15 protein-coding genes and 1 pseudogene are annotated in these 22,120 nt (G+C 66.9%); 15 read left to right on the top strand and 1 reads right to left on the bottom strand.

What is annotated here, in order from left to right; translation table 11 throughout:
* Positions 1 to 54: 54 nt before the first annotated feature.
* The 12 genes from ybgC to thiD all read left to right on the top strand — a co-directional run bounded on the left by ybgC (position 55) and on the right by thiD (position 13,356).
* Positions 55 to 468 (top strand): tol-pal system-associated acyl-CoA thioesterase, encoded by a 414-nt coding sequence (gene ybgC / locus J2D77_RS04295; RefSeq protein WP_331000065.1) that lies wholly within the window; start codon positions 55 to 57, stop codon positions 466 to 468.
* 121 nt (positions 469 to 589) lie between these two features.
* Complete coding sequence (tolQ, locus tag J2D77_RS04290) at positions 590 to 1,309, top strand: protein TolQ (RefSeq protein WP_207845086.1); 720 nt, start codon at positions 590 to 592, stop codon at positions 1,307 to 1,309.
* A gap of 3 nt (positions 1,310 to 1,312) precedes the next feature.
* A complete protein-coding gene (gene tolR, locus J2D77_RS04285; RefSeq protein ID WP_207845085.1) occupies positions 1,313 to 1,738 on the top strand; it encodes a protein TolR in 426 nt (141 codons plus the stop codon).
* A gap of 29 nt (positions 1,739 to 1,767) precedes the next feature.
* Complete coding sequence (locus tag J2D77_RS04280) at positions 1,768 to 2,772, top strand: energy transducer TonB (protein WP_207845084.1); 1,005 nt, start codon at positions 1,768 to 1,770, stop codon at positions 2,770 to 2,772.
* A 23-nt stretch (positions 2,773 to 2,795) separates the two neighbouring features.
* Positions 2,796 to 4,163, top strand: a complete 1,368-nt coding sequence (gene tolB, locus J2D77_RS04275; protein ID WP_207845083.1) for a Tol-Pal system beta propeller repeat protein TolB — start codon at positions 2,796 to 2,798, stop codon at positions 4,161 to 4,163.
* A 321-nt stretch (positions 4,164 to 4,484) separates the two neighbouring features.
* Positions 4,485 to 4,955 (top strand): peptidoglycan-associated lipoprotein Pal, encoded by a 471-nt coding sequence (pal, locus tag J2D77_RS04270; protein WP_207845082.1) that lies wholly within the window; start codon positions 4,485 to 4,487, stop codon positions 4,953 to 4,955.
* Between the two features lie 183 nt (positions 4,956 to 5,138).
* Complete coding sequence (locus J2D77_RS04265; protein WP_407927079.1) at positions 5,139 to 5,963, top strand: hypothetical protein; 825 nt, start codon at positions 5,139 to 5,141, stop codon at positions 5,961 to 5,963.
* Positions 5,964 to 5,993: 30 nt separating this feature from the next.
* On the top strand, positions 5,994 to 7,652 hold the full coding sequence (gene tilS, locus J2D77_RS17600; RefSeq protein WP_407927078.1) for a tRNA lysidine(34) synthetase TilS: 1,659 nt from the start codon (positions 5,994 to 5,996) through the stop codon (positions 7,650 to 7,652).
* A gap of 130 nt (positions 7,653 to 7,782) precedes the next feature.
* Positions 7,783 to 9,726 (top strand): ATP-dependent zinc metalloprotease FtsH, encoded by a 1,944-nt coding sequence (ftsH, locus tag J2D77_RS04255; RefSeq protein ID WP_207845081.1) that lies wholly within the window; start codon positions 7,783 to 7,785, stop codon positions 9,724 to 9,726.
* A 231-nt stretch (positions 9,727 to 9,957) separates the two neighbouring features.
* Positions 9,958 to 10,989, top strand: coding sequence for a dihydropteroate synthase (gene folP, locus J2D77_RS04250; protein WP_207845080.1), 1,032 nt, complete (start codon positions 9,958 to 9,960; stop codon positions 10,987 to 10,989).
* Between the two features lie 135 nt (positions 10,990 to 11,124).
* Positions 11,125 to 12,474 carry a phosphoglucosamine mutase gene (gene glmM, locus J2D77_RS04245; protein WP_207845079.1) on the top strand — a complete coding sequence of 450 codons (1,350 nt, stop codon included), beginning with the start codon at positions 11,125 to 11,127 and terminating at the stop codon, positions 12,472 to 12,474.
* A 48-nt stretch (positions 12,475 to 12,522) separates the two neighbouring features.
* Complete coding sequence (thiD, locus tag J2D77_RS04240; protein ID WP_207845078.1) at positions 12,523 to 13,356, top strand: bifunctional hydroxymethylpyrimidine kinase/phosphomethylpyrimidine kinase; 834 nt, start codon at positions 12,523 to 12,525, stop codon at positions 13,354 to 13,356.
* A 163-nt stretch (positions 13,357 to 13,519) separates the two neighbouring features.
* On the opposite strand, the gene J2D77_RS04235 is transcribed toward thiD, so the two are convergent.
* Complete coding sequence (locus J2D77_RS04235) at positions 13,520 to 14,305, bottom strand: response regulator transcription factor (RefSeq protein WP_207845077.1); 786 nt, start codon at positions 14,303 to 14,305, stop codon at positions 13,520 to 13,522.
* Positions 14,306 to 14,608: 303 nt separating this feature from the next.
* Between J2D77_RS04235 and tsaE the strand changes: the two are divergent.
* The 3 genes and pseudogenes from tsaE to J2D77_RS04220 all read left to right on the top strand — a co-directional run.
* Positions 14,609 to 15,088 (top strand): annotated as a pseudogene (tsaE, locus tag J2D77_RS04230) (tRNA (adenosine(37)-N6)-threonylcarbamoyltransferase complex ATPase subunit type 1 TsaE); the annotation flags it as partial.
* 95 nt (positions 15,089 to 15,183) lie between these two features.
* Positions 15,184 to 18,321, top strand: coding sequence for a double-strand break repair protein AddB (gene addB / locus J2D77_RS04225; RefSeq protein ID WP_207845076.1), 3,138 nt, complete (start codon positions 15,184 to 15,186; stop codon positions 18,319 to 18,321).
* Between the two features lie 119 nt (positions 18,322 to 18,440).
* The gene (locus J2D77_RS04220; RefSeq protein ID WP_230975582.1) at positions 18,441 to 22,115 is read left to right on the top strand and encodes a UvrD-helicase domain-containing protein; all 3,675 of its coding nucleotides are present in this window, start codon (positions 18,441 to 18,443) and stop codon (positions 22,113 to 22,115) included.
* Positions 22,116 to 22,120 lie beyond the last annotated feature (5 nt).

Below are 22,120 nucleotides of genomic sequence, written 5' to 3'. Positions count from 1 at the left end.
AACCATGCAGGGGCCGCGAGAACACAGGCCGCAAAAACGGGGTATGAGACGGGCATGAACGTACACACCATGGATTTCCGCGTGTATTATGAAGATACTGATGCGGGCGGCATTGTGTACCACGCGCGCTATCTCGCCTTTGCCGAACGGGCCCGCACGGAGGCCATCCGCAGCAGGGGCATGCCCGCGTCCGAACTGCTGCGCGATTACGGGCTGGTTTTCATCGTGCGCGACGCCAGGCTTTCCTACCGCGCGCCCCTGCGGCTGGACGATGTCATGACCATTACGACCCGGCTGATGAAACTGGGGGCTGCAAGCTGCACGCTTGAACAGATCGTGAGCCGGGGGGGCGAGCTGTGCGCCACGGTCGAGGTGGTTCTGGCCTGCGTGGGTGCGGCTGACGGGCGTCCTGCCCGATTTCCGCCGCCTTGGCGTGCTCTGTTGCAAAAACTGGCGGTCGGGGACTGAAAAGCCCCTCTTCTGCTTTGTTCGCGAACACAGTAAGAAACAGCAGTTGTTGGGCGATACCAGGTCGTGCCCGAGTCGGAGACCGGCAGGCCGGGAGCGGGTGTAAAGGCAGGAGGCATTATTGGATCGTGCGGTTGATGCGACAAATCTCGGCGTAGCTGCGGCGGGAGACCTGTCCGTTTGGACGTTGTTCGCCAACGCTTCGGTGGTGGTCAAGCTGGTGATGCTGGGGCTGCTCTTGTGCAGCATCATGGTGTGGGCGATCATTTTCGCCAAGGTTGTGGTCTTGCGGCGGATCAACCGCGAAGCAACAGGGTTCGAGGACCGGTTCTGGTCCGGTGGCGGGCTGGACGACCTGTATGACAGCGACGGCGCCAAGCCCACCAACCCGATGGCCGCCGTGTTCGGTGCGGCCATGGGCGAATGGCGGCGTTCGGCCCGCATTCCCGGCGTGGACCTGGTGCGCGGCGGGGTGAAGGAGCGCGTGGACCGCGCCATTGGCATTACCATCACGCGGGAAATGGACCGCCTGCGCCGCTGGGTGATCTTCCTGGCCACTGTCGGGCCCGTGGCCCCGTTCGTGGGGCTGTTCGGCACGGTGTGGGGCATCATGCATTCGTTCAGTTCGATCGCGGCCGAGCACAACACCAATCTGAGCGTTGTCGCCCCCGGTATTTCCGAAGCGCTGTTCGCGACCGCCATCGGGCTGCTTACGGCCATTCCGGCCTATGTGGCCTATAACGTCGTCAGCAACAGCCTGGACCTGTTCCAGGACCGGCTTGAAGGCTTCGGCACGGAATTCGCGGCCATTCTTTCCCGCCAGTCCGAAGAAAGGGCCTGAGCCATGGCGATGCCCGGAGGGGGCGGCCGTCGCAGGCGCCCCATGGCCGATATCAACGTGACCCCGATGGTCGACGTCATGCTGGTGCTGCTGATCATCTTCATGGTCACATCCCCCATGATGACCAGCGGCGTGAATGTGGACCTGCCCAAGACGGATGCGCGCCCGGTCAATGCCGACACCAAGCCCATCACGGTCTCCATCAAGGCGGATGGCACCCTTTTCCTGGGTGACAACCCCGTATCGCCCGAAGATATCGTGGCCCAGCTCAAGGCTGCCGCGAACAACGACCAGACCCACCGTATCTTCGTGCGTGGTGACGCGCATATCGATTACGGGCGCGTCATGCAGGTCATGGGGCAGATCACGGCGGGCGGATTTACGCATGTGGCCCTGCTGGCGCAACAGCCGGCCAGTGCCGGGCACTAAGTTCTCCCTACGGGCGCAGAGGTAAGACAATGCCCATGGCACGGCCACGCCGGTCCGAACAGATTTTGCTCCGCCGCTCCCTTTATCTGTCGGGTGGGGCGCATGTTGCGCTGCTGGTGGCGCTGCTGGTCAGCCTGCCCGCGCCCAAGCCGCCAGAGGAACCCGCCCCCGCCCCGGTGGAGATGGAGTTCGAGGCGTCCGACACCAGCGGTGGCGGCCCGTCGGCCAAGGCGGACCAGCCTTCCCCCGAGCCCAAGCCCCCTGCCCCCGCGGAACAGGAAGCCCCGCCTTCGCCCGAGCCGCCCAAGCCCGTGCCGAACGAGGAACCGCCTCCGCCGCCTCCGCCGCCGCAGCCCGTGCCGCCCCCGCCCGAGGCGACACCCCAGGACCTGCCCGATGAGCCCCTGCCCCCCAAGGCGGAGGAGCCCTCGCCCGAGCTGGTGAAAACCCCGCCTGCGACCCCCAGCCCCGTCAAGCCCACGCCGATGGTCGCCCCGCCTTCGCCCATCACGCAGCCCACGGACACGCTGCCCGACACGGTTGTGCCGTCGCATATCACGCAGCCCAACAAGGCCAAGAAGAGCCAGCCGGACACCCATTCCCTGCTTGAGACGCTGGATTCCTTCCGGGACGACACCAAGCAGACCCACGCCCCCAAGGCCCGTGCCAACCCGCTTGCGGGCGGCGCGCCCAAAGGGGGTGGTTCACCCGTGGGGAACCTGACCGGCAGCCTGAGTGCCGGCCAGCAGAAAGCGATCGGTGCGGCGGTGCGCCGATGCTATACGGAAGATACCGCCGCCAAGGACTACGCCACCTTTGTCGCGCATCTGGTGGTGACGATCGATGCCGAGGGCGAAGCCCGGATCGTGCAGTTCGCGCCCGAGACGCAGGCCCGCATGGATGCCGATGCGTCGTACCGCGCGCTGGCCGAGCGCGCCCGCGCCGCGGTGCTGAGCCCGATCTGCGCCAAGTTGCCAATTCCCAAAGAGCTTCTGGGCCAGACCCAGCAGTTGAAATTTGTCTTCAGGCCCTGAACGGGCCTTAAGGGAGAACAGACATGGTCAAGAGTACACGGCCTCTTATTTCCGATCACGACGCCGACCTGCTGGCAGGGGCCCTGCGCCGCCGTACCCTCATGGGGGCCGCGGCTGCCGCGGGCGGCGTGCTGGCCATGCCGCTATCCGGCTTTGCCCAGACCGCAGGGGGCGGGGAAGCGGAAATCACGGTGGACCAGGCGCGCACCGCCCCCATTCCCATCATCATTCCCGATTTCGGCGGGGGCCTGGGCCAGCAGATTGCCGAAGTGCTGACCAACGACCTGAACAATACCGGCCTGTTCAAGGTCATTCCCGGCTCCTCGGGCACGGGCAAGCCCGATTTCGGCACCGCCAAGGGCATGGGCGCGCATGCGCAGGTCAGCGGTGGGGTGACCGGCAGCGGGGCATCCGTGCGGGTGGAAATGCGGCTGTGGGACGTGCTGGCCCAGCAGCAGATCCAGGGCACGGCCTATACCACCACTTCGGCCAACTGGCGGCGGATCGCCCATATCATGGGCGATGTCATTTACGAGCGCATGCTGGGTGAAAAAGGGTATTTCGACACCCGTATCGCCTTTATCTCGCGTTCGGGGCCGCGGGGCCACCAGCGCACGCGCCTTGCGATCATGGACCAGGACGGGGCGAACAGCCGCATGCTGAGTGCGGGCAACTGGCTGACCCTGACCCCGCGCTTCAGCCCCACGAAGGACCAGATCGCCTTCCTGTCCTATGCCAACAACCGGCCCCGGGTCTATCTGTTCGACCTGGCCAGCGGGCGGCAGCGGCTTCTGGGGGACTTCCAGGGCATTTCCTTCGCGCCGCATTTCTCGCCCGACGGGCATTCCGTGGTGCTGTCGGTCACGCGCAACGGCGGGTCCGACCTGTTCGTGGTGGACCTGGCTTCGGGCGCCAGGCGGCAGATCACGGCGTCGGGTGCGATCGACACCAGCCCGTGCTTCAGCCCCGACGGCACGCAGATCGTCTTCAACTCCGACCGTGGCGGCTCGCCCCAGCTTTACATCATGCCCGCCAGCGGGGGGGATGCGAAGCGTATCTCCTACGGCCAGGGCAATTACGGCGATCCCGTCTGGTCCCCCCGTGGCGACCTGATCGCCTTCACCCGTATCGCGGGGGGCACGTTCTCCCTTGGTGTCATGGCGCCCGACGGCACGGGCGAGCGGATCATGACCGAGGGCTTTACCGTGGAAAGCCCGAGCTTCTGCCCCAACGGGCGCGTGCTGGCCTATTGCCGCCAGACCCGCGCGGGTGCGGGTGGGGCCGGGTTCAACTCCTCCATCGCCATGGTGGATATCACCGGCTTCAACGACCGTCCGCTGCCCACACCCGAGGGCGCGTCCGACCCCACATGGTCGCCGCTTAACGGCTGAACCGCGCCTGTACGCCCCCCTTTTCACGGCGGGAGGGGGCGTACAAACTCCTGCCACAGTTGGGGGATAGGAGGGTTGTTGTCCAAAATTGAAACGAAATGACTGTGTCGTTTCGGTATCAGTTTTCGTATGCCTGACATGAGAAATTGAGAACCCGCTTGACCGCTCGAATAAGCTATGGCTTAGGGCGAGTTGGTCTCCAAAATTCGTCGGCTCTTCGAAGGATTCGGAGAGGAGCAGAGGGATACGCGGGGATACAAGGTTAGAACTCTTTATTTCTCCGAATAGCCCCCGCTGGGGCTAATTCTCAGGATCCGACATATGAGACTCAAAGTTGTTGCCGCGCTTGGAATGGTTGCACTTCTGTCAGCCTGCGCGAATGAAAAGGCGAATACGGGTGCTTCCACCGCTGCCGTGCAGCCCGCTGGTCCGGTTCCCGGCAGCGAAGCCGACCTGGTTGCCAACGTGGGCGATCGCGTGTTTTACGAATTCAACGCGAGCGGCCTGACGGACGACGCCAAGGCGACCCTGCAGAAGCAGGCGGACTGGCTGGCGAAGTACCCGCAGGTCAATGTTGAAGTCGCCGGTAACTGCGACGACCGCGGCACGGAAGAATACAACATTGCTCTGGGTCAGCGTCGTGCGAACGCCGCCCGTGACTTCCTGGTGGCCAAGGGCACGACTTCTGCCCGTATTTCCACCATCTCTTACGGCAAGGACCGTCCGACTGCTGTTGGCGACAACGAAGAAGCATGGGCCCAGAACCGTAACGCGATTACGGCCGTCAAATAAGAATTTCAGTCTTTCTGAAATTTGATTGACCGCGAAACAGGCCGGGCTGCCATAGCCCGGCCTGTTTTGTTTTCTACTCTTGATTTTACAAGTCTTGATTTTACTGGGCAGGATGATGAAATCCTTGCCCGTTGACCACGCAAGCATGAGGTTCTGATGACGGCCCGGTTCAAGAGAATGCGCATGGCAGGCCAAGGCCTGGCGGTAATGGGTCTGGCGGCGGCACTGCTGGCCACGGTCAGCCCGCAGGGGCTGGCGCAGGACGTGACAAGCCGGGAAGGCATAGCCTTGCAGGACCAGATTCTGGCGCTCAAGCAAACGCTCAGCCAGATGCAGTCCTCCCAGGCTGACAATCCGGGCCGTGCACTGCCCGCGCCGTCTGCCTCCGCCGGCGGGAACGGTGATCTGGTGGCCCAGCTGCTGGACCGGGTCAGCACGCTTGAAGCCCAGCAGCGCGACATGCGCGGGCAGATCGACCAGTTGACCAATGACCTGCAGCAGAAGACCGCAGCCCTGTCCAAGCAGATGGCCGACAGCCAGTTCGCCGCCCAGAATGGCCAGGCCCCCGCAGCCCCGCTGGCGGGCGATGGCACGTCCGCCAGCACGGCAGAGGCCCCGCCCAGCACACCTGATGATCTGCTCAAGGCCGGCAAGGCGGCCCTGGTCAAGAAGGACTACGCCACCGCCCAGGACAATGCCGAAGCCGCGTTGAAAAAGGCCAAGGGCGCGTTCAAGGTTGATGCGCAGTTCCTGCTCGCCCAGTCGCTGGCGGGGCAGAAACAGTATCGCCAGTCGGCTCTGGCCTATTACGACGCCTACAAGCTTTCGCCCAAAAGTGCCCGCGCGCCCGACGCGCTGCTGGGTGTGACCTCCACCCTGCTGGCCGAAGGCGACAAGAAGGCCGCATGCCAGGCGCTGGACAAGCTGGCGGCCGAATTCCCCACCCCGTCCAAGCAGGTAAGCCACGCGGTGGACGTGTATACCAAAAAGGGCGGCTGCAACTCATGACCCTGCGCTGGCAGGGCTAGAGGCATTTCCGTGCTGTTTGCGGGGCGTCCGGTTTTTTCGGGCCAACCGGTCGACCCCCTCTGGTTTGCGGCCCGCATGGCCGAACTGGGGCCTTTCGGGCCCGATGATCCTGCACTGCCTCCCATTGCCCTGGCGGTTTCTGGCGGGGGGGACAGTCTGGCCCTGGCCTGGCTTGCCCGGCAGTGGCGGGCCAACCTGCTTGCGCTGGTGGTGGACCATGGCCTGCGGGCCGATTCAGCGCAGGAAGCGGATCTGACCCATGACCGCCTGAGCCGCATGGGTATGGCCGCGCGCGTGCTGCGCCTGACCGATCTTGCGCGGGGCGCGGGCATGGCCGCCCGGGCGCGCCAGGCGCGCTACAGGGCCCTGCTGCAAGCCTGTCGGGCAGAAGGCTGCGTGAATCTGTTGCTGGGCCATCAGGCGGATGACCAGGCCGAAACCGCCTTCATGCGCCAGCGCGCGGGCAGCGGCCCCGACGGGCTGGCCGCCATGGGGTGGGTGAGTATTCGCGACGGGGTGCGCCTTGTGCGCCCGCTTCTGGGCGTGTCGCGACTGGCCCTGCGCAACACCCTGCGCGAAGCCGGTCTGGCCTGGGTGGATGACCCCTCCAACGAAGACCGGCGTGCGGAACGCGTGCGCGTGCGCCAGGCATTGGCCATGCCGGACCCCACGGGGCCCCTGTCGGACCAGCCCGAGGGCGAGGCCGTTCCTATGCCCGATACAGCCTCCCCCACCGTATCTGGCGGGAGGCGGAACGAGGCAGTGCGAGAGGGATCGCCCGCAGCGCCGGATGGCAAGCCCGGGCATGACGCCATGGCGGCGGTCACGCACTCGCGCGCCGGTACCCCGCCCGCTCTGCCTTCCCATGCTGGCGCTGGCCCCGGCGCGTTCGCCAGCGGGCCAACCTCCCCCCGCGCGTATTTCTGGGCGCTGTCCATGCGGGCGGGGGCGGCGCGCATGGCGCGCGAGGCCGCGCGGGCGCAGGATCTTGCCCGGCAGGTCGCCCTGTTGCCCCAGGGCTGGGCCAGGCTGGGCCCTGCCTTGCCCGGCCCCGATATCATGCAGGCCCTGATCCGCTGTGTGGGCGGGCTGGCTTATCCGCCCCCACCCGCTGGCGTGGCCCGGCTGTGCGCCGGGGGGAGGGAGGCAACGCTGGCCGGGGTGCGCCTGCTCCGGTGGCGGGAGGACTGGATGCTGGTCCGCGAACAGGCGGCCATGGCCCCGCCCGTTCCTGCGTTTGATCGCGCGGTGTGGGACAATCGGTTCATGCTGGTGCTGCCGCCCGCGTGGAACGGGCGGACGCCCCAGGTGCCGCCCGCCATTCCCACGCCCCATAGCGGGGTGGGGGAGAGAGCACTCCCGCCCCCGGTTCTGGATGTCGGGGTTCATGGTCCGGCGGGTGACGGTATTTTGCACGGGCTTTGGGTAGGGGCGGCGGGTTACGGCCTGCCACGGGCCCTGCGTGCGGGGTGGCCCGCCGCGTTCTGCGCGACACTGCCCGCCTTGTGGTGGAGCGGGCGGCTTGTGGGCATTCCCGCCCTGGGCTGGGCGGAAGAGGGGTGGGAGGGCGCACGCCTGTTTTTCCAGCCCCCTGCGGCGGTCACGGGCGGGGGCCTGTACGGATGCCGCGAAAGTGAGCCCGCGCATTATGTCTGCCCTGCATACTAGGAATATTCGCAAGCGCACCCATTTATAGGAGCAGAGGTTGCTTTTTCCGTCGGCTGGCGGGCACAATGCACCCCGTTCCGGGCAGATCGTTCGGGCGTGTTCGCCCTAGAAGTATGGATATTCGGGTACCATGAATAACTTAGGCCGCAATCTGGCCCTGTGGGTCAGCATCATCCTGCTGCTGCTGCTGCTTGTGAACATGTTTCAGCCGGTCAGCTCGCAACACGCTGCCCAGCAACTGGCGTATTCCGACTTCGTGGCGGATGTGGATGCCGGGCATGTGCGTTCGGTGGTCATGCAGAACCATAACATCTCGGGCACGCTGACCGACGGCACCGCCTTCGAAAGCTACGCGCCCGCCGACCCGACCCTTGTCTCGCGCATGGTCGGCAAGGGGGTTGAGGTCGTGGCCAAGCCGCTGGAACAGGAAGGCAGCCCGCTGCTGCGCTACTTCCTGAACTCGCTGCCCATTATCCTGCTGGTGGCCGCATGGCTGTTCATGATGCGGCAGATGCAGGGCGCGGGCGGTCGTGCCATGGGCTTTGGCAAGTCGCGTGCCAAGATGCTGACCGAAAAGCACGGTCGCGTCACCTTCGAGGACGTGGCCGGCATTGATGAGGCCAAGGGCGAATTGCAGGAGATCGTGGATTTCCTCAAGGACCCGCAGAAATTCACCCGCCTGGGTGGCAAGATCCCCAAGGGCGTGCTGCTGGTCGGCCCGCCCGGCACGGGCAAGACCCTGCTGGCCCGCGCCATCGCGGGGGAAGCCAATGTGCCCTTCTTCACCATTTCGGGTTCCGACTTCGTGGAAATGTTCGTGGGCGTGGGTGCATCGCGCGTGCGCGACATGTTCGAACAGGGCAAGAAATCCGCCCCCTGCATCATCTTCATCGATGAAATCGACGCCGTGGGCCGCCATCGTGGCGCGGGCATGGGCGGGGGTAACGACGAACGCGAACAGACTCTGAACCAGATGCTGGTTGAGATGGACGGGTTCGAAAGCAATGAGGGCGTGATCCTGATTGCCGCGACCAACCGCCCCGACGTGCTGGACCCTGCCCTGCTGCGCCCCGGCCGGTTCGACCGCCAGGTGGTCGTGCCCAACCCAGATGTAAGCGGGCGCGAGAAAATCCTGCGCGTGCATATGCGCAAGGTGCCGCTGGCCTCCGATGTCGATCCGCGCATTATCGCCCGCGGCACACCCGGCTTTTCGGGTGCGGACCTGGCGAACCTGGTGAACGAGGCCGCTCTGGCCGCCGCCCGCCTGGGTCGGCGCACCGTGTCCATGCGCGAATTCGAAGATGCGAAGGACAAGGTGCTCATGGGTGTGGAGCGCCGCTCCCTGGTCATGAGCGACGAGGAAAAGAAACGCACCGCCTATCACGAGGCCGGGCACGCCATTACGGCGGTGCTGGTGCCCGAGAGCGAGCCCATTCACAAGGCCACCATCATCCCGCGCGGGCGCGCGCTGGGCATGGTCATGCGCCTGCCCGAAGATGACCGCCTGTCCATGAGCCGCAAGAACGCCATCGCCCATCTGGTGGTGGCCATGGGTGGCCGCGTGGCGGAGGAAGTCATTTACGGCAAGGACAACATCTGCAACGGCGCGATGGGCGATATCAAGATGGCCACCCGCGTTGCGCGCAGCATGGTGACCGAATGGGGCATGAGCGAAAAGCTGGGCATGATCGCCTATGCGGATGACGACCAGGGCGGTGGCGGCGGGTTCTTTACCGGCATGAACCGGAATTTCTCGGAAGAAACCGCCCGTGAGATCGATGAGGAAATCAAGCGCCTGATCGATGAAGCCTATGACCAGGCCCGTAACTACATGCACGATCATGTGGATGAGTTGCACCGTCTGGCCGAAGCCCTGCTGGAATTCGAAACCCTGACGGGTGAGGAAATCCGCCAGATCATGCGCGGCCAGCCGATCGAGCGCACGCAGGAGGAGGAAACAGGCCCGGTCAACCGGCGTGCCTCTGTCCCGCAGGTTTCCGCAGGCGATGGTGCCGCCCCTGGCGGGGTGGCGGGCGAAGGCGGTGGCCCCACCCCCGTGCCCCAGCCGGGCTGACACCAACCCATTGCCCGGGCGGGAGGGAACGCCTCCCGCCCGGGCATGACGTTACAGGCGGCAGTTCGTGCCGCCTTTTTCATATTGAAGTGTGCGTGGGATTAACGGTCAGGGACGGCGCGGAAAATCCGTAGCAGTGGACTGGCGCCACGGTTGTCACGGCCAGTCCGGCCCGACTGGGCGGACAGGCGATGCGCCCGTTTTTTTATGGGGACTTTCAGGCAGGTAGGTATGTGGCACAGACTGGTTGAACCCGCGGGCCTGCTTTATGGCCACATGGCGCGCGAGGCCGTGGCGCGCGGCATGGCCCTGCCCCTTATGGAGGGCCCGGCGGCCTTCACCCATGTGCGGCTTATCGAGGGCAACTCTCCCTCCGCCCTTATGCCGCTGGCCGATGTGCCCGGCGGCTGGCAGGCCGAATTGCACCGCCTCAGCCAGCCCGCACCCCCCGCCATGCTGCCGCCCGGGGCCCAGGTCATGGGCATTTTGAATGTCACCCCCGACAGTTTCAGCAATGGCGGCCAGCATTTCGAAGCGCGCCACGCCGTGGATGCCGGCACGGCCATGCTCCAGGCCGGGTGCGGTGTGCTCGATATCGGGGGGGAAAGCACGCGTCCGGGCTCGCACCCCATCACGCCCGAACAGGAATGGGCGCGTGTGGCCCCCGTGCTGGCGGGCCTGCGCGCGCAGGCGCCCCAGGCCGCCCTGTCCATCGATACGCGCCACAGCCTGGTGATGGAGCGCGCCCTGTCCGCGGGGGCCGCAGTGGTGAACGATGTCACCGCCCTGCGCCACGACCCCGATGCCTTGGGGCTTCTGGCGGAAAAAAACTGCGGCGTCGTGCTCATGCACATGCGCGGCACGCCCCAGACCATGGAACGCTACGCGGTGTATGAGGACGTGGCGTGCGAGGTGGTGCGCGAACTGGGCCAGCGCGTGCAGGCAGCGCTGGACGGCGGCATCGCGCGGGAACGGCTGATGATCGACCCCGGCTTCGGCTTTGCCAAGACAGCAGCGCAGAGCGTGGAACTGCTCAGGCGCTGCCTGCTGCTGGCCAATCTGGGCTGCCGGGTGGTGTTTGGCCTCTCACGCAAGCGCATGCTGGGCGAAATGACGGGTGTCGCCCGGGCCGAAGACCGTGACCCTGCCAGCATGGCCGCATCCCTGCCCGCCATGGCGCTGGGCCAGCCGGTGCTGCGGGTGCATGACGTGCCCGCCATGGTGCAGGGCATGCGGGTCTGGCAGTCGATTTGTAGAGATTAAAAATAATTCTTTACTTGAACGTGTTTTCTTGAGGGAGGAAACCGTTTTAGGACAGGAAAAAATGATAAAGGAAAAAAGCGTTCGCCCAGATACGCGGCGGGTTGCCCGTATTGCAGGCGGAACGGAACGAACGGCATGAAGCGTTTTTTCGGGACAGATGGTATTCGGGGCACCGCCAACACAGCCCCCATGACAGTGGAAATCGCCCAGAAGCTGGGCCAGGCGGCGGGCGTGCATTTCCGCCGGGGCGAGCACAGGCACAGCGTGCTGCTGGGCAAGGACACCCGGCTTTCGGGCTATATGATCGAAAGCGCGCTGGTCGCGGGCTTTCTGTCGGCGGGGATGGATGTCACCCTTGTCGGGCCCCTGCCCACCCCGGCCATTGCCATGCTGACCCGCTCCCTGCGGGCCGATCTGGGGGTCATGATCTCGGCCTCGCACAATCCGTTCGGCGATAACGGCATCAAGCTGTTCGGGCCCGATGGCTTCAAGCTGTCCGACCAGGATGAAAGCGAGATCGAAGCGCTGATGGAATCCGACCTGCGCCAGCACCTGGCCGCGCCCGACCAGATCGGTCGCGCCTCGCGCCTGAACGATGCGGCAGGCCGCTACGTGGAAAACGCCAAGTCGTCCTTCCCGCGCAAGCTGCGGCTGGACGGGATGAAGATCGTCATCGACTGCGCCAATGGCTCGGCCTACCGGGTGGCCCCCACCGCCTTGTGGGAACTGGGGGCGGAGGTCGTGCGGATCGGCTGCGACCCTAACGGCGTGAACATCAACGACCGCTGCGGCTCCACCCATCCCGAAGCTTTGTGCAGCGCTGTTATCCGCCACAAGGCCGATCTGGGCATAGCCCTGGATGGCGATGCCGATCGCGTGCTGATCGCCGATGAAACCGGCTGCCTGGTCGATGGCGACCAGATCCTGGCCCTGATCGCCCAGTCCTGGACGCGGGAGAGCCGGCTTGTGGGCAAGAGCGTTGTCGCGACCGTCATGTCCAATATGGGGCTGGAGCGGTTCCTGAACTCGCTGGGGGTCGGGCTGGAACGCACGGCCGTGGGCGATCGCTACGTGGTGGAGCGCATGCGCGAACGCGGGGCCAATGTAGGGGGTGAGCAGTCCGGCCACATGGTGCTGACCGATTTCGCCACCACGGGGGACGGACTGGTGGCCGCGTTGCAGGTCCTGGCCGTGCTGGTCGAGGCAGGCCGCCCGGCCAGCGAGGTGTGCCGCCTGTTCACGCCCTTTCCGCAAACCCTGCGCAATGTGCGTTACCACGGCGTATGCCCGCTGGATGCCGAGCCGGTGCGCCACAGGCAGGCCGAGGTGGAACGGCTTTTGGGCACGCGCGGGCGGCTGGTGCTGCGCCGCAGCGGCACGGAACCGCTGGTCCGCGTCATGGTGGAGGCCGAAGACGCAGCCCTGGTCGAGGACGCCGTGCGCCAGATGTGCGACGTGCTCGAACAGATCACCCTGCCCGCCTGACAGACGACCCCTACGCATGCAAAGCGCGCGCATGACGGGGCGGGGCGGATGAGCGGGCCCGGCCTGGGCAAGGCCCGTATCCTGTCCATCGCCGGAAGCGACTCCGGCGGGGGGGCGGGCATTCAGGCCGATATCAAGACCGTTACGGCCCTGGGCGGCTACGCCATGACGGCCATTACCGCCCTGACCGCGCAGAACACGCTGGGCGTGCACGCCATTATGCCCGTGCCACCCGGCTTCGTGCGCGAACAGATTCGCTGCGTGCTGGACGATATCGGGGCCGACGCCATCAAGACCGGCATGCTGGGCGGCGTGGCGGAAATCGATGCCGTGGCGCAGGAACTGACACGCGCCTTGCACGACAGCCCCGGCCTGCCCGTGGTGGTGGACCCGGTCATGGTGGCCAAGGGCGGTGCGGCGCTTTTGCAGGCCGAAGCCCTGGAGACCCTCAGGCACGTGCTGCTGCCGCTGGCTACGGTTATCACGCCGAACCTGCCCGAAGCCACGCAGCTTACGGGGCTGGAGATCACCACTGTCGCACAGATGCGCCTTGCCGCGAGCACGCTGCGCGACATGACGGGTGCCGCCGTGCTGCTCAAGGGCGGGCACCTGCCGGGGAATGACCTGGTAGATATCCTGCTCGACGGGGATGGCCTGACGGAATTCGCCAGCACGCGCCTGGCGGGGCGACATACCCATGGCACGGGCTGCACGCTGGCCAGTGCGCTGGCCACGCGCTTGGCCCAGGGTGTGGCCCTGGCCCGCGCGGTGGAACAGGCGCGCGATTATGTTCGCACGGCAATTGCCCAGGCACCGGGGCTGGGGCAGGGGGCTGGGCCTTTATGGCACGCCCATGGCTGGGGGGACGAGCCGGACTGCTAAAAAGTGGCGTCGGAAGTCAGCCTGTAAAATAGTCCCTCAATCGCCTGAAAGTTTTTGGTGAAGCTTTTTTCAAAAAAGCTTCAGGGGACGGCGCCTTTTTGGAAAAAGGCGACACCCGGAAACTTTTAACAATTATTATCAAGGGGTTGTTCTGAAACGGCCTCTAACGCGTGTTTTCCAGAAGCTGCAAATGGCGCGTGGCCAGGTGTTCGGGTGCGCGCGCATGCTCCACCGTGCCGACATGGGCCATGTGCGGCATGGCCGCGGGTTTGCGGGCCTGCGGGTCATGCAGGATGTAGCCCTTGCCCCATACGGTGGAGATCAGGCTGTCCCCGCCCACGAACTGGAGCTTCTTGCGCAGTTTGCAGATAAAGACATCAATGATCTTGATATCGGGTTCGTCCCGCCCGCCATAGAGATGGTTGAGAAACGTCTCTTTCGTCTGGGCGATACCCTTGCGCAGCACCAGCAGTTCCAGAATGGCGAATTCCTTGCCGGTCAGGTGCACGGGCTGGCCCTGCACGCAAACGGACTGGCTGTTCAGGTCAAGGACAAGGGCCCCGACCTGGATAACGGGATGGGCAAAGCCGTTGGAACGGCGCAGGATGGCCTGCACCCGGGCCACAAGTTCGTCCATGTCGATGGGTTCGACCAGAAAATCATCCGCGCCCATGGAAAAGGCCCGGATCTTGGCATCCGGCGCATCGGTTGCGGACAGTATGATGACCGGAGTGGAAATTTTGAGCGCACGCAGGCTATTGAGGAATGTAAACCCGTCCATGTCCGTCAGGCGCAGGTTTATGATGGCCAGTCCGTAATCGTAATTACGCAGGAGTTCTATGGCGTTCTGTCCCGAACGCGCCAGGTCGGATGCAAGACCCGCCTTTTTCAGCGCGGACAGGATGGTGCGGCTTGAGGCAAATTTATTCTCGACGAACAAAATGCGCATGGTCGGACCTCCATTTAAATAAGCGAGAGCCCGCACACCCTATGGTTGTATAACGGGATCTCTAATGCACTTTGACGTGTTTTTTTCCGGAAATAAACATAAATTCACCCTATTTTTATTCGCGAAGGGCGGTTTTGCATGCGCTCATTGCATGACTGGCCAGAAATGAACTCTTCAATTAAGAACATATCGTAAACGCGGCGGTTTCCGTTACCATCGGTTTTCCACGCCACCCCATCCGTGCGAAAAAAGACACGGCATCAGCGCAGAGACTGACAGGGAGCATCCAGCATCGTGATCGTTGTGGATATTGAGAACGAGGACGCCACGGCCCGCCTGGGTGCGATGCTGGCCGGTTTGACCCGCGCGGGCGATGCGATCCTGCTTTCCGGCCCGCTGGGGGCGGGCAAAAGCGTGCTGGCCCGGGCCTATCTGCGCAGCCTGTGCCATGCACCCGACATGGAGGTGCCCAGCCCCACCTACACGCTGGTGCAGCCTTATACGGTACCCGCGCGTGCGTGCGGGACGGATGTCGGGGCCGTGCATCATTTCGACCTGTGGCGCCTGGGCGGCCCGGAGGAGGTGGAAGAACTGGGCTGGGACGACGCGCGTGAAGGGGTGGTGCTGGTCGAATGGCCTGAAAGGCTGGAAGACCTGACCCCGCCCGAGGCTCTCTTTGTGACCCTCACCCCCCTCGCTGATGGCAAGCCCCCCGGCCTGCGCCGAGCGGCCCTGCGCGGCTGGGCCGACAGGCTGACCCCAAGCGTGTTCGCCGCCGCCGGCCTTGTGCCTGCGCAAGCCCCGCCCGGGGGAACGGTGGCTGGGGGCATGGGGGAGCAAGCAGGATTGCGAACAAGCCCGGGGCCGGAGTCCGACACATGAACCTGGCCAGCATTCCCGCCCATCTGCCCTTTCTCGACCAACTGGCCGCCCGCTGGATCGCCGCCGCCGGGCATGACCGGGAAGCCGTGGGCCACGGTACCATCGTCCTGCCCGGTCGCCGCGCCGCCCGTGCGCTGACCGAGGCCTTTCTGCGCCAGATAGATGGCAGGGGCATGCTGCTGCCCCGCATCATGCCCATCGGCGCGCTGGACGAGGCGGAATTGGGCCTGTCGGTTTCCACCACGCCGGGTCTGGGCGATGGCGCTGACGAAACGGATGGCGGTGCAGGCGGGCCGCTGGCCCTGCCCCCCGCCGTGGGCACCATGACGCGCCTTGCCACGCTCACGCGCCTGATCCTGCAGGCAGAAGGCGCGTTCGGCACCCGGCCCACGCTGGACCAGGCCTGGCCACTGGCCAACGCCCTGGCGGATCTGATGGACGAGGCCGAATGGGCGGGCATTACCCTGGCCGAACGCCTGCCCGATGCGGTGCAGGACAATTTTGCCGAACACTGGCAGGTCATCCTGCGCTTTCTCTCCATCGTCACCCATGCCTGGCCGGACTGGCTGCGTGAACAGGGGGTCATGAACCCTGTCGCCCGTCAGGTGGCGCTGCTGGGCACGCAGGCGCGGGTCTGGCGGGCGGCGGCGCAAAAGGGGGAGAGCACGCCTTTATGGGCCGCGGGGTTCACCCATGTCATGGCCCCCCTGGCGGATGCCCTGCGCGCGGTCGTGGCCTGTCCGGGGGGGCGGATCATCCTGCCCGGGCTGGATCGGGACATGCCCGCCGATGTGTTCGCCATCCTGCCCGACAGCCATCCACAAGCGGGCATGGCACACCTGCTCGCAGCCCTGGGTGCTACGCGCGACGAGGTGGAAGACTGGCCCGGCGCGGGGGGCGATCCCGCCCGCGCGGCCATGCTGGCCCGTGTCATGCTGCCCGCCCAGGCCCTGGGGGACTGGACGACGCGCGATCAGGCGGAAAGCGCGGATAACGGCGCTGGCGGCGCGCTGGCGCATGTGCAGCGGATCGAAGCCCAGGACGAACAGGAAGAAGCCCTGGCCATCAGCATGATCATGCGCGATGCGATCGAGACGGCCGAACACCGGGTGGCCCTTGTCACGCCCGACCGCGCCCTGGCCGCCCGCGTGGCGACGGAACTGGCGCGCTGGGGCGTGGTGGCCGATGACAGCGCAGGCCTTGCCCTGGCCAGCACGCCGGTTGCCGTTCTGCTGCGCCTGATCGCGCGCATGGTGGACAACCGGTTTTCACCTGTCTCATTGCTGTCGGTGCTCAAGCACCCCCTGGTGGCGTGCGGCCTGTCGGTGGGCACCTGCCGGGCCTCGGCCCGCCTGCTCGAACGTGCGGTGCTGCGCGGGCCCGCCCCGGCCCCGGGCTTTGCGGCCCTGCATATGGCCGTGCGGGACATGGCGGGGCCCCATGCCCCCCAGGGCGGCACCGATACCGCGGCGGCAGCAGACCGCCCCTTCGGCCCCGAACCCCTGCCCGCCTTCATGGACCGGCTGGCCTTCTGCTTCGAACCCGTCCTGGGGTGGGAGATGGACGGCCCCGCAGTCGATACGGCGGGGGCGGAGCCGCGCGCCCACCACGCCCCCCTGCCCGATCTTCTGGCCGGGCTGCTGGGTGTTGCCGAACGCCTGGCCCGCACGGATGAGGAAGACGGCCCAAGCCGCCTGTGGCGGGGGGAGGACGGCAACCTGCTGGCCGACCGGCTGACCGAACTGATGCTGGCGGCCGACATCCTGCCCCCCCAGCCCCCCGTTGTGCTGGACGGGCTGCTGGGGGCGGTGCTGACCCATGACCGTGCGGTGACCCGCCGGGCCGACCCCACCGCCCTGCACCCGCGCGTGCTGATATGGGGCCTGTTCGAAGCCCGGCTGCAAACCGCCCAGACCGTTATTCTGGGCGGCCTGTCGGAAGGGACATGGCCCCCCGTAACCGATGCCGGACCGTGGATGAGCAGGCCCATGCGCCGCAAGGTCGGCCTGCCTTCGCCCGAACTGGCGGTGGGGCAGGCCGCGCATGATTTTTTCGCGACCGCGGCTGCTGCTGGGCGGGTGATCCTGTCCTGCCCCAGGCGGCGCGAAGGGGCCCCGGTCGTGCCCGCGCGCTGGCTGACCCGGCTGGATGCGTTCCTGGCCGGGCGGGGCCTGCATGTGCCCCACCACCCGGTGCTGGCATGGCTGCGCCAGCTCGACCAGCCGGCGGGTGCCGCCTGCCCCGTTCCCGCCCCGCGTCCCGCCCCCCCCCTGGCCCTGCGGCCACGCCGCCTGAGCGTGACGGAGGTCGAAACATGGATGCGCGACCCCTATGCAATTTACGCCCGCCACGTCCTGCGCCTTGAACCCCTGGCGGAGCTGGAGGAAGGGGCCGATGCATCGGATTACGGGCTGATCGTGCATGACGCGCTTGAGCGCTGGGTGCGGATCCACGGCGTGACCTGGCCGGACGATGCCCGGCACAGGCTGGCCGCCCTGTTCACCACCTGCCTGGCCGAACGCAAGCTGCGCCCTGCCCTGCGCGCGTGGTGGGAACCCAGGCTGCTGCGTATCGCCCAATGGGTGGCGGAAGCCGAAAGCCGCCGCCGTGCCGATCATGGCGCCCCCCGGGCGATCCTGACCGAAGCGCGCGGCAAGGTGGTGGCCGCCGCCCCGGCCGGTCCGTTCACGCTTGTGGGCCGGGCCGACCGCATAGAACTGGACGCGCAGGGGGGAGTGTGCGTGCAGGACTACAAGACCGGCATGCTGCCCGCCAAGCGCGACGTGCTGGCGGGGTGGAGCCCCCAGCTCCCGCTCGAAGCCGCCATGATCCTGCAAGGCGGGTTCGACGCGGTGCCCGTGGGCTGCTCCATCGGCGCGCTGACCTACTGGCGGCTGACCGGCGGGCCCGAGCCGGGGCAGGCGGTCAGCATTGCCCCGCCTGAAGTGCCTGACCTGACCGAACTGGCCGAACAGACATGGCAGAAGCTGCTCGAACGCATTGCCGCCTACGATGACCCGGCCCGGCCGTATCTTTCGCACCCGCATCCCGGCCAGGAACCCCGCTTTGCCGATTACGCCCGCCTGGCCCGGGTGCCCGAATGGAGTGCCGCCCGCACGGAGAATGAACCATGAGCGGACCAGTTCAAGGCGCTGATTGCGGCGCTGTTGCCGGGGCTGCTCGCGGGCCTGTATCTGGGTCTGCTCCGGGCCCCGATACTGGGGCCATCGCCCAGGCCAACCGCCAGCAGGCCATGGCTTCGGACCCCACGGCGTCGGTTTTCGTCTCCGCCTCGGCGGGCAGTGGCAAGACGAAACTGCTGATCGACCGCCTGCTGCGGCTGATGCTCCCCCGGCTTGACCCCCACGCCCCCCCGGGCGAGCCCACATTGCTGCCCGGCAGCCCGCCCGAGCGGATATTGTGCCTGACCTTTACCAAGGCGGCGGCGGCGGAAATGGCCATTCGCCTGCAAACGCGGCTGGGCCGGTGGGTCACGCTGGCGGATGCGGCCCTGGATAGCGAACTGCAGGCCCTGTCGGTGCCCGCCACCCCCGATACCCGTGCCCGCGCGCGTGCGCTGTTCGCGCAGGTGCTGGACATGCCCGGCGGCATGCGGATCGGCACCATCCATGCCTTTTGCCAGTCGCTGCTGCGGCGCTTCCCGCTTGAAGCGGCCATGAACCCCCATTTCACGGTCATGGAGGAAACAGAAGCCGCCCTGGCCCTGCAAAGCTGTGCCGAATCGGTGCTGGGCACATTGGGGGCGGATGTGCTGGCCACCCTGGCCGGGCAGATCGGGCTGGGGGATTTCATGACCCTGGCGGCTACCCTCCGGCGCAGCCCCTCCGCCCAGCCCATGCTGGCTTTGGCGGGCACGCAGCCCGAACAGGCCCAGGCGGTTCTGTGCCGCGCACTGGGCCTGACCCCCGCTGCCCTGCGCATGGACGACGCCACGTTTATCGAAAACGCCTGCACAGGCTTCGCGCAGGAGAAGGCCCTGCGCGAAGCCTTCTGCCTGCTGGAGAAAAAAGGGACGGAGGCAATCCGCGCCAATGTCACGCGCCTGCTCGACTGGCTGGCCCTGCCCCCCGCCGATCGCGCGGCAAACTGGCAGCTATGGCGCGAAGGCCTGCTGACACGGGACGGCAAGCCCCGCCGCCAAGGGCTGATAAGCCCCAGGCTTGCCAAGGAGCACGAGGAAATCGCCCAGCTTCTGCAGGACGAGGGCGAGCGGATCATGGCGGTGGAGGATGCGCTGAACGCCCGCCACCTGGCGCGGCTGGGCACGGCAGTGTTGCGGGCCGCCGCCCCCGTGGCCGAAGCCTATGCCCGGCGCAAGCTGGCGCACGGGCAGATGGAATATGATGACCTGATCCACCGTACGCTGGCCCTGCTGCGCCAGCCTGGTGCGGCCTGGGTGCTGTACAAGCTCGATGGCGGGATAGATCATCTCCTGCTCGATGAGGTGCAGGATACCTCGCCCGAGCAATGGCGGATCGCGGGGGACCTGACGGAGGAATTTTTCGTGGGTGAGGGCGCGCGCACCGTGGATGACGGGCCGCGCACGGTATTCGCGGTGGGGGATTACAAGCAGTCCATCTACGGGTTCCAGGGGGCGGACCCCGAAGCGTTCCGCGACTGGCGCAACCGTTTCAAGCAGCGCGCGCTGGGGGCCGCCCTGCCGTGGCGCGAACCCGAACTGACAGTCTCGTTCCGCTCCACCGCCCCGGTGCTGGCATTGGTCGATGCCGTTTTTGCCTGCCCGCAGGCCGCCCGTGGCGTGGTGGTGGAGGACGAGGGCGATACACAGGGCGCGGGGGGCGATGGGGCCGCGCCCCGGCGTGGCATGCGCCATGTCACCGCCCGGCCGGGCGAAGGCGGGCGTGTGGAACTCTGGCCGCTGGAAGAGGCGGAGGAGGAGGACGACGCACAGGCCATAAGCCCCTGGCAGCCCGCACAGGCCAATACGACGCGCCAGAGCCCGCGCCAGAAACTGGCCGACAGGCTGGCCCGCTACATTGCCCGCCAGCTTGCGGCCCCCGCACAGCCGGGGCAAAAGCCGCTGACCCCGGCTGATGTGCTGGTGCTGGTGCCAAGGCGTTCGCCATTTGTGGGCATGCTGGTGCGGGCCCTCAAGGAACAGGCCATTCCGGTGATAAGCCTGGTGCGCACGGGCCTTGCGGACCAGCTTGCCGTGCAGGATCTCATGGCCCTGTGCGCCGCCCTGCTGCTGCCCCAGGACGACCTGACCCTGGCCTGCGTGCTGACATCCCCCCTTGGTGGGCTGAGCGACGACAGCCTGATGGCGCTGGCCACGGGCCGCGAAAGGGGCGAACCCCTGTGGTCTGCCCTGCGCGAACGCCACGCCATGCGGCCCGACTGGGCGCAGGCCTGGACCATGCTGGAGACATTGTTCGGCCGGGTGGATTACCTCAGCCCCTATGAACTGCTGTGCATGGCGCTGGGCCAGCTTGGCGGGCGCGCGCGGCTGCTGGCCCGGCTGGGGCCGGAAGCGGCGGAACCGGTGGATGAACTGCTTTCGACCGCCCTGCGCTACCAGGACCAGAACCCGCCTTCCCTGCAGGGCTTCCTGCACTGGCTGCGCCATTCGCAGGAGGCCGTCCGGCGCGAGGCCGAAGCCGGTGGCAATGCGGTGCGCGTCATGACCGCGCACGGGTCCAAGGGGTTGCAGGCCCGTCTTGTCATCCTGCCCGACACGGTGGGCACGCCCAAATTCGAAGACCGGCTGTTCTGGACGCATGACGCCCAGTCCGGGCTGGACGTGCCTTTGTATGTGCCGCGTGCCGCCATGGCCGTGGGGCTGACCCGCAAGCTGGCCGAAGCCATGCGCGCACGCGCGGTGGAGGAATATAACCGCCTGCTCTACGTGGCGCTGACGCGGGCTGCCGACCGGCTGGTGGTCTGCGGCTGGAAACCCGGCCGCACCGTCCCGCCCGAAAGCTGGTACGAACGCTGCCGCCTTGGGTTCGAGCGCGCCGGCGCGCAACCACGCGGCTGGGACGATGATGCGGATACGAACGGCCCCGGCAGCCCCGCCCCTGCCGACATTCCGGCCGACACCCCGGCCGCGCAGCGCCTGGTGCTGGAGGAACTGCCCGCCCCCCCGCCGTCGCGGCTTCCGTCCCGGCCCCAATCCCCCGCGCCATCCGGCCCAAAAGCAGGCGCGCAGGCTCCTGGCGCGGCTTCGGCCTTGGGGGAGGGCTCGCCGCCTCCCTTGCCGCCCGCCCTGCCGGGCTGGGTGGGGCATGCACCGTCATGGCGCGCCACCCCGCCGGTAGCGGAAGCCCCTCTGGCGCGCCCGCTCGCCCCCGCCCGCCCGGATGATGCCATGCTGGGCCCGCTCCCGCCCGCGCGCTCCCCGCTGGAGGTGTCACGCATCAGCCCCGCCCAGGCGCGTGAAGCGGCGTTTCGCAAGGGCAGCATGGTGCATGCGCTGTTGCAGTTCCTGCCCGACCATGCGCCCGACCGGCAGGCCGATCTGGCCCGCGCATGGCTTGAACGCCCCGCCAGCGGCCTGAATGCGGATGAAGCCGCGGCCCTGGCGGCCAAGGTGGTGGCGGTGCTGCGCCTGCCCGACCTGGCCCCGCTGTTCACCCCCCGGGCCCGGGCCGAACAGCGGCTGGTGGGGGTTGCGGGCGCGCAGGTCATCATGGGGCAGGTGGATCGCATGTGCGTGCTGGATGACCGCATTGTGGTCTGCGATTTCAAGAGCGGTCGCCACGTGCCCCGCCGGGTGGAGGACACGCCCGTGCTCTATCTGCGCCAGATGGCCGCCTACCGCGTGTTGCTGGGGCAGATCTGGCCGCAAAAACCCGTCACCTGCGTGCTGGTCTGGACCGAACAGCCCCGCGCGGATGTGCTGCCCGCCGCCCTGCTGGACAGCCACGCCCCGCAAGCCGCGCCGTAAGGTAC

It is taken from the genome of Acetobacter garciniae (assembly GCF_017377735.1).
GTDB classification, from domain to species: Bacteria; Pseudomonadota; Alphaproteobacteria; order Acetobacterales; family Acetobacteraceae; genus Acetobacter; species Acetobacter garciniae.
This window is presented reverse-complemented; position numbering and strand designations above follow the sequence as displayed.

Coding starts and splice junctions, on each gene's coding strand:
- ybgC (WP_331000065.1), top strand. CDS start 55: ATGAACGTACACACCATGGATTTCCGCGTGTATTATGAAGATACTGAT.
- tolR (WP_207845085.1), top strand. CDS start 1,313: ATGGCGATGCCCGGAGGGGGCGGCCGTCGCAGGCGCCCCATGGCCGAT.
- J2D77_RS04280 (WP_207845084.1), top strand. CDS start 1,768: ATGCCCATGGCACGGCCACGCCGGTCCGAACAGATTTTGCTCCGCCGC.
- tolB (WP_207845083.1), top strand. CDS start 2,796: ATGGTCAAGAGTACACGGCCTCTTATTTCCGATCACGACGCCGACCTG.
- pal (WP_207845082.1), top strand. CDS start 4,485: ATGAGACTCAAAGTTGTTGCCGCGCTTGGAATGGTTGCACTTCTGTCA.
- J2D77_RS04265 (WP_407927079.1), top strand. CDS start 5,139: ATGGCAGGCCAAGGCCTGGCGGTAATGGGTCTGGCGGCGGCACTGCTG.
- ftsH (WP_207845081.1), top strand. CDS start 7,783: ATGAATAACTTAGGCCGCAATCTGGCCCTGTGGGTCAGCATCATCCTG.
- folP (WP_207845080.1), top strand. CDS start 9,958: ATGTGGCACAGACTGGTTGAACCCGCGGGCCTGCTTTATGGCCACATG.
- glmM (WP_207845079.1), top strand. CDS start 11,125: ATGAAGCGTTTTTTCGGGACAGATGGTATTCGGGGCACCGCCAACACA.
- thiD (WP_207845078.1), top strand. CDS start 12,523: ATGAGCGGGCCCGGCCTGGGCAAGGCCCGTATCCTGTCCATCGCCGGA.
- J2D77_RS04235 (WP_207845077.1), bottom strand. CDS start 14,305: ATGCGCATTTTGTTCGTCGAGAATAAATTTGCCTCAAGCCGCACCATC.
- addB (WP_207845076.1), top strand. CDS start 15,184: ATGAACCTGGCCAGCATTCCCGCCCATCTGCCCTTTCTCGACCAACTG.
- J2D77_RS04220 (WP_230975582.1), top strand. CDS start 18,441: ATGGCTTCGGACCCCACGGCGTCGGTTTTCGTCTCCGCCTCGGCGGGC.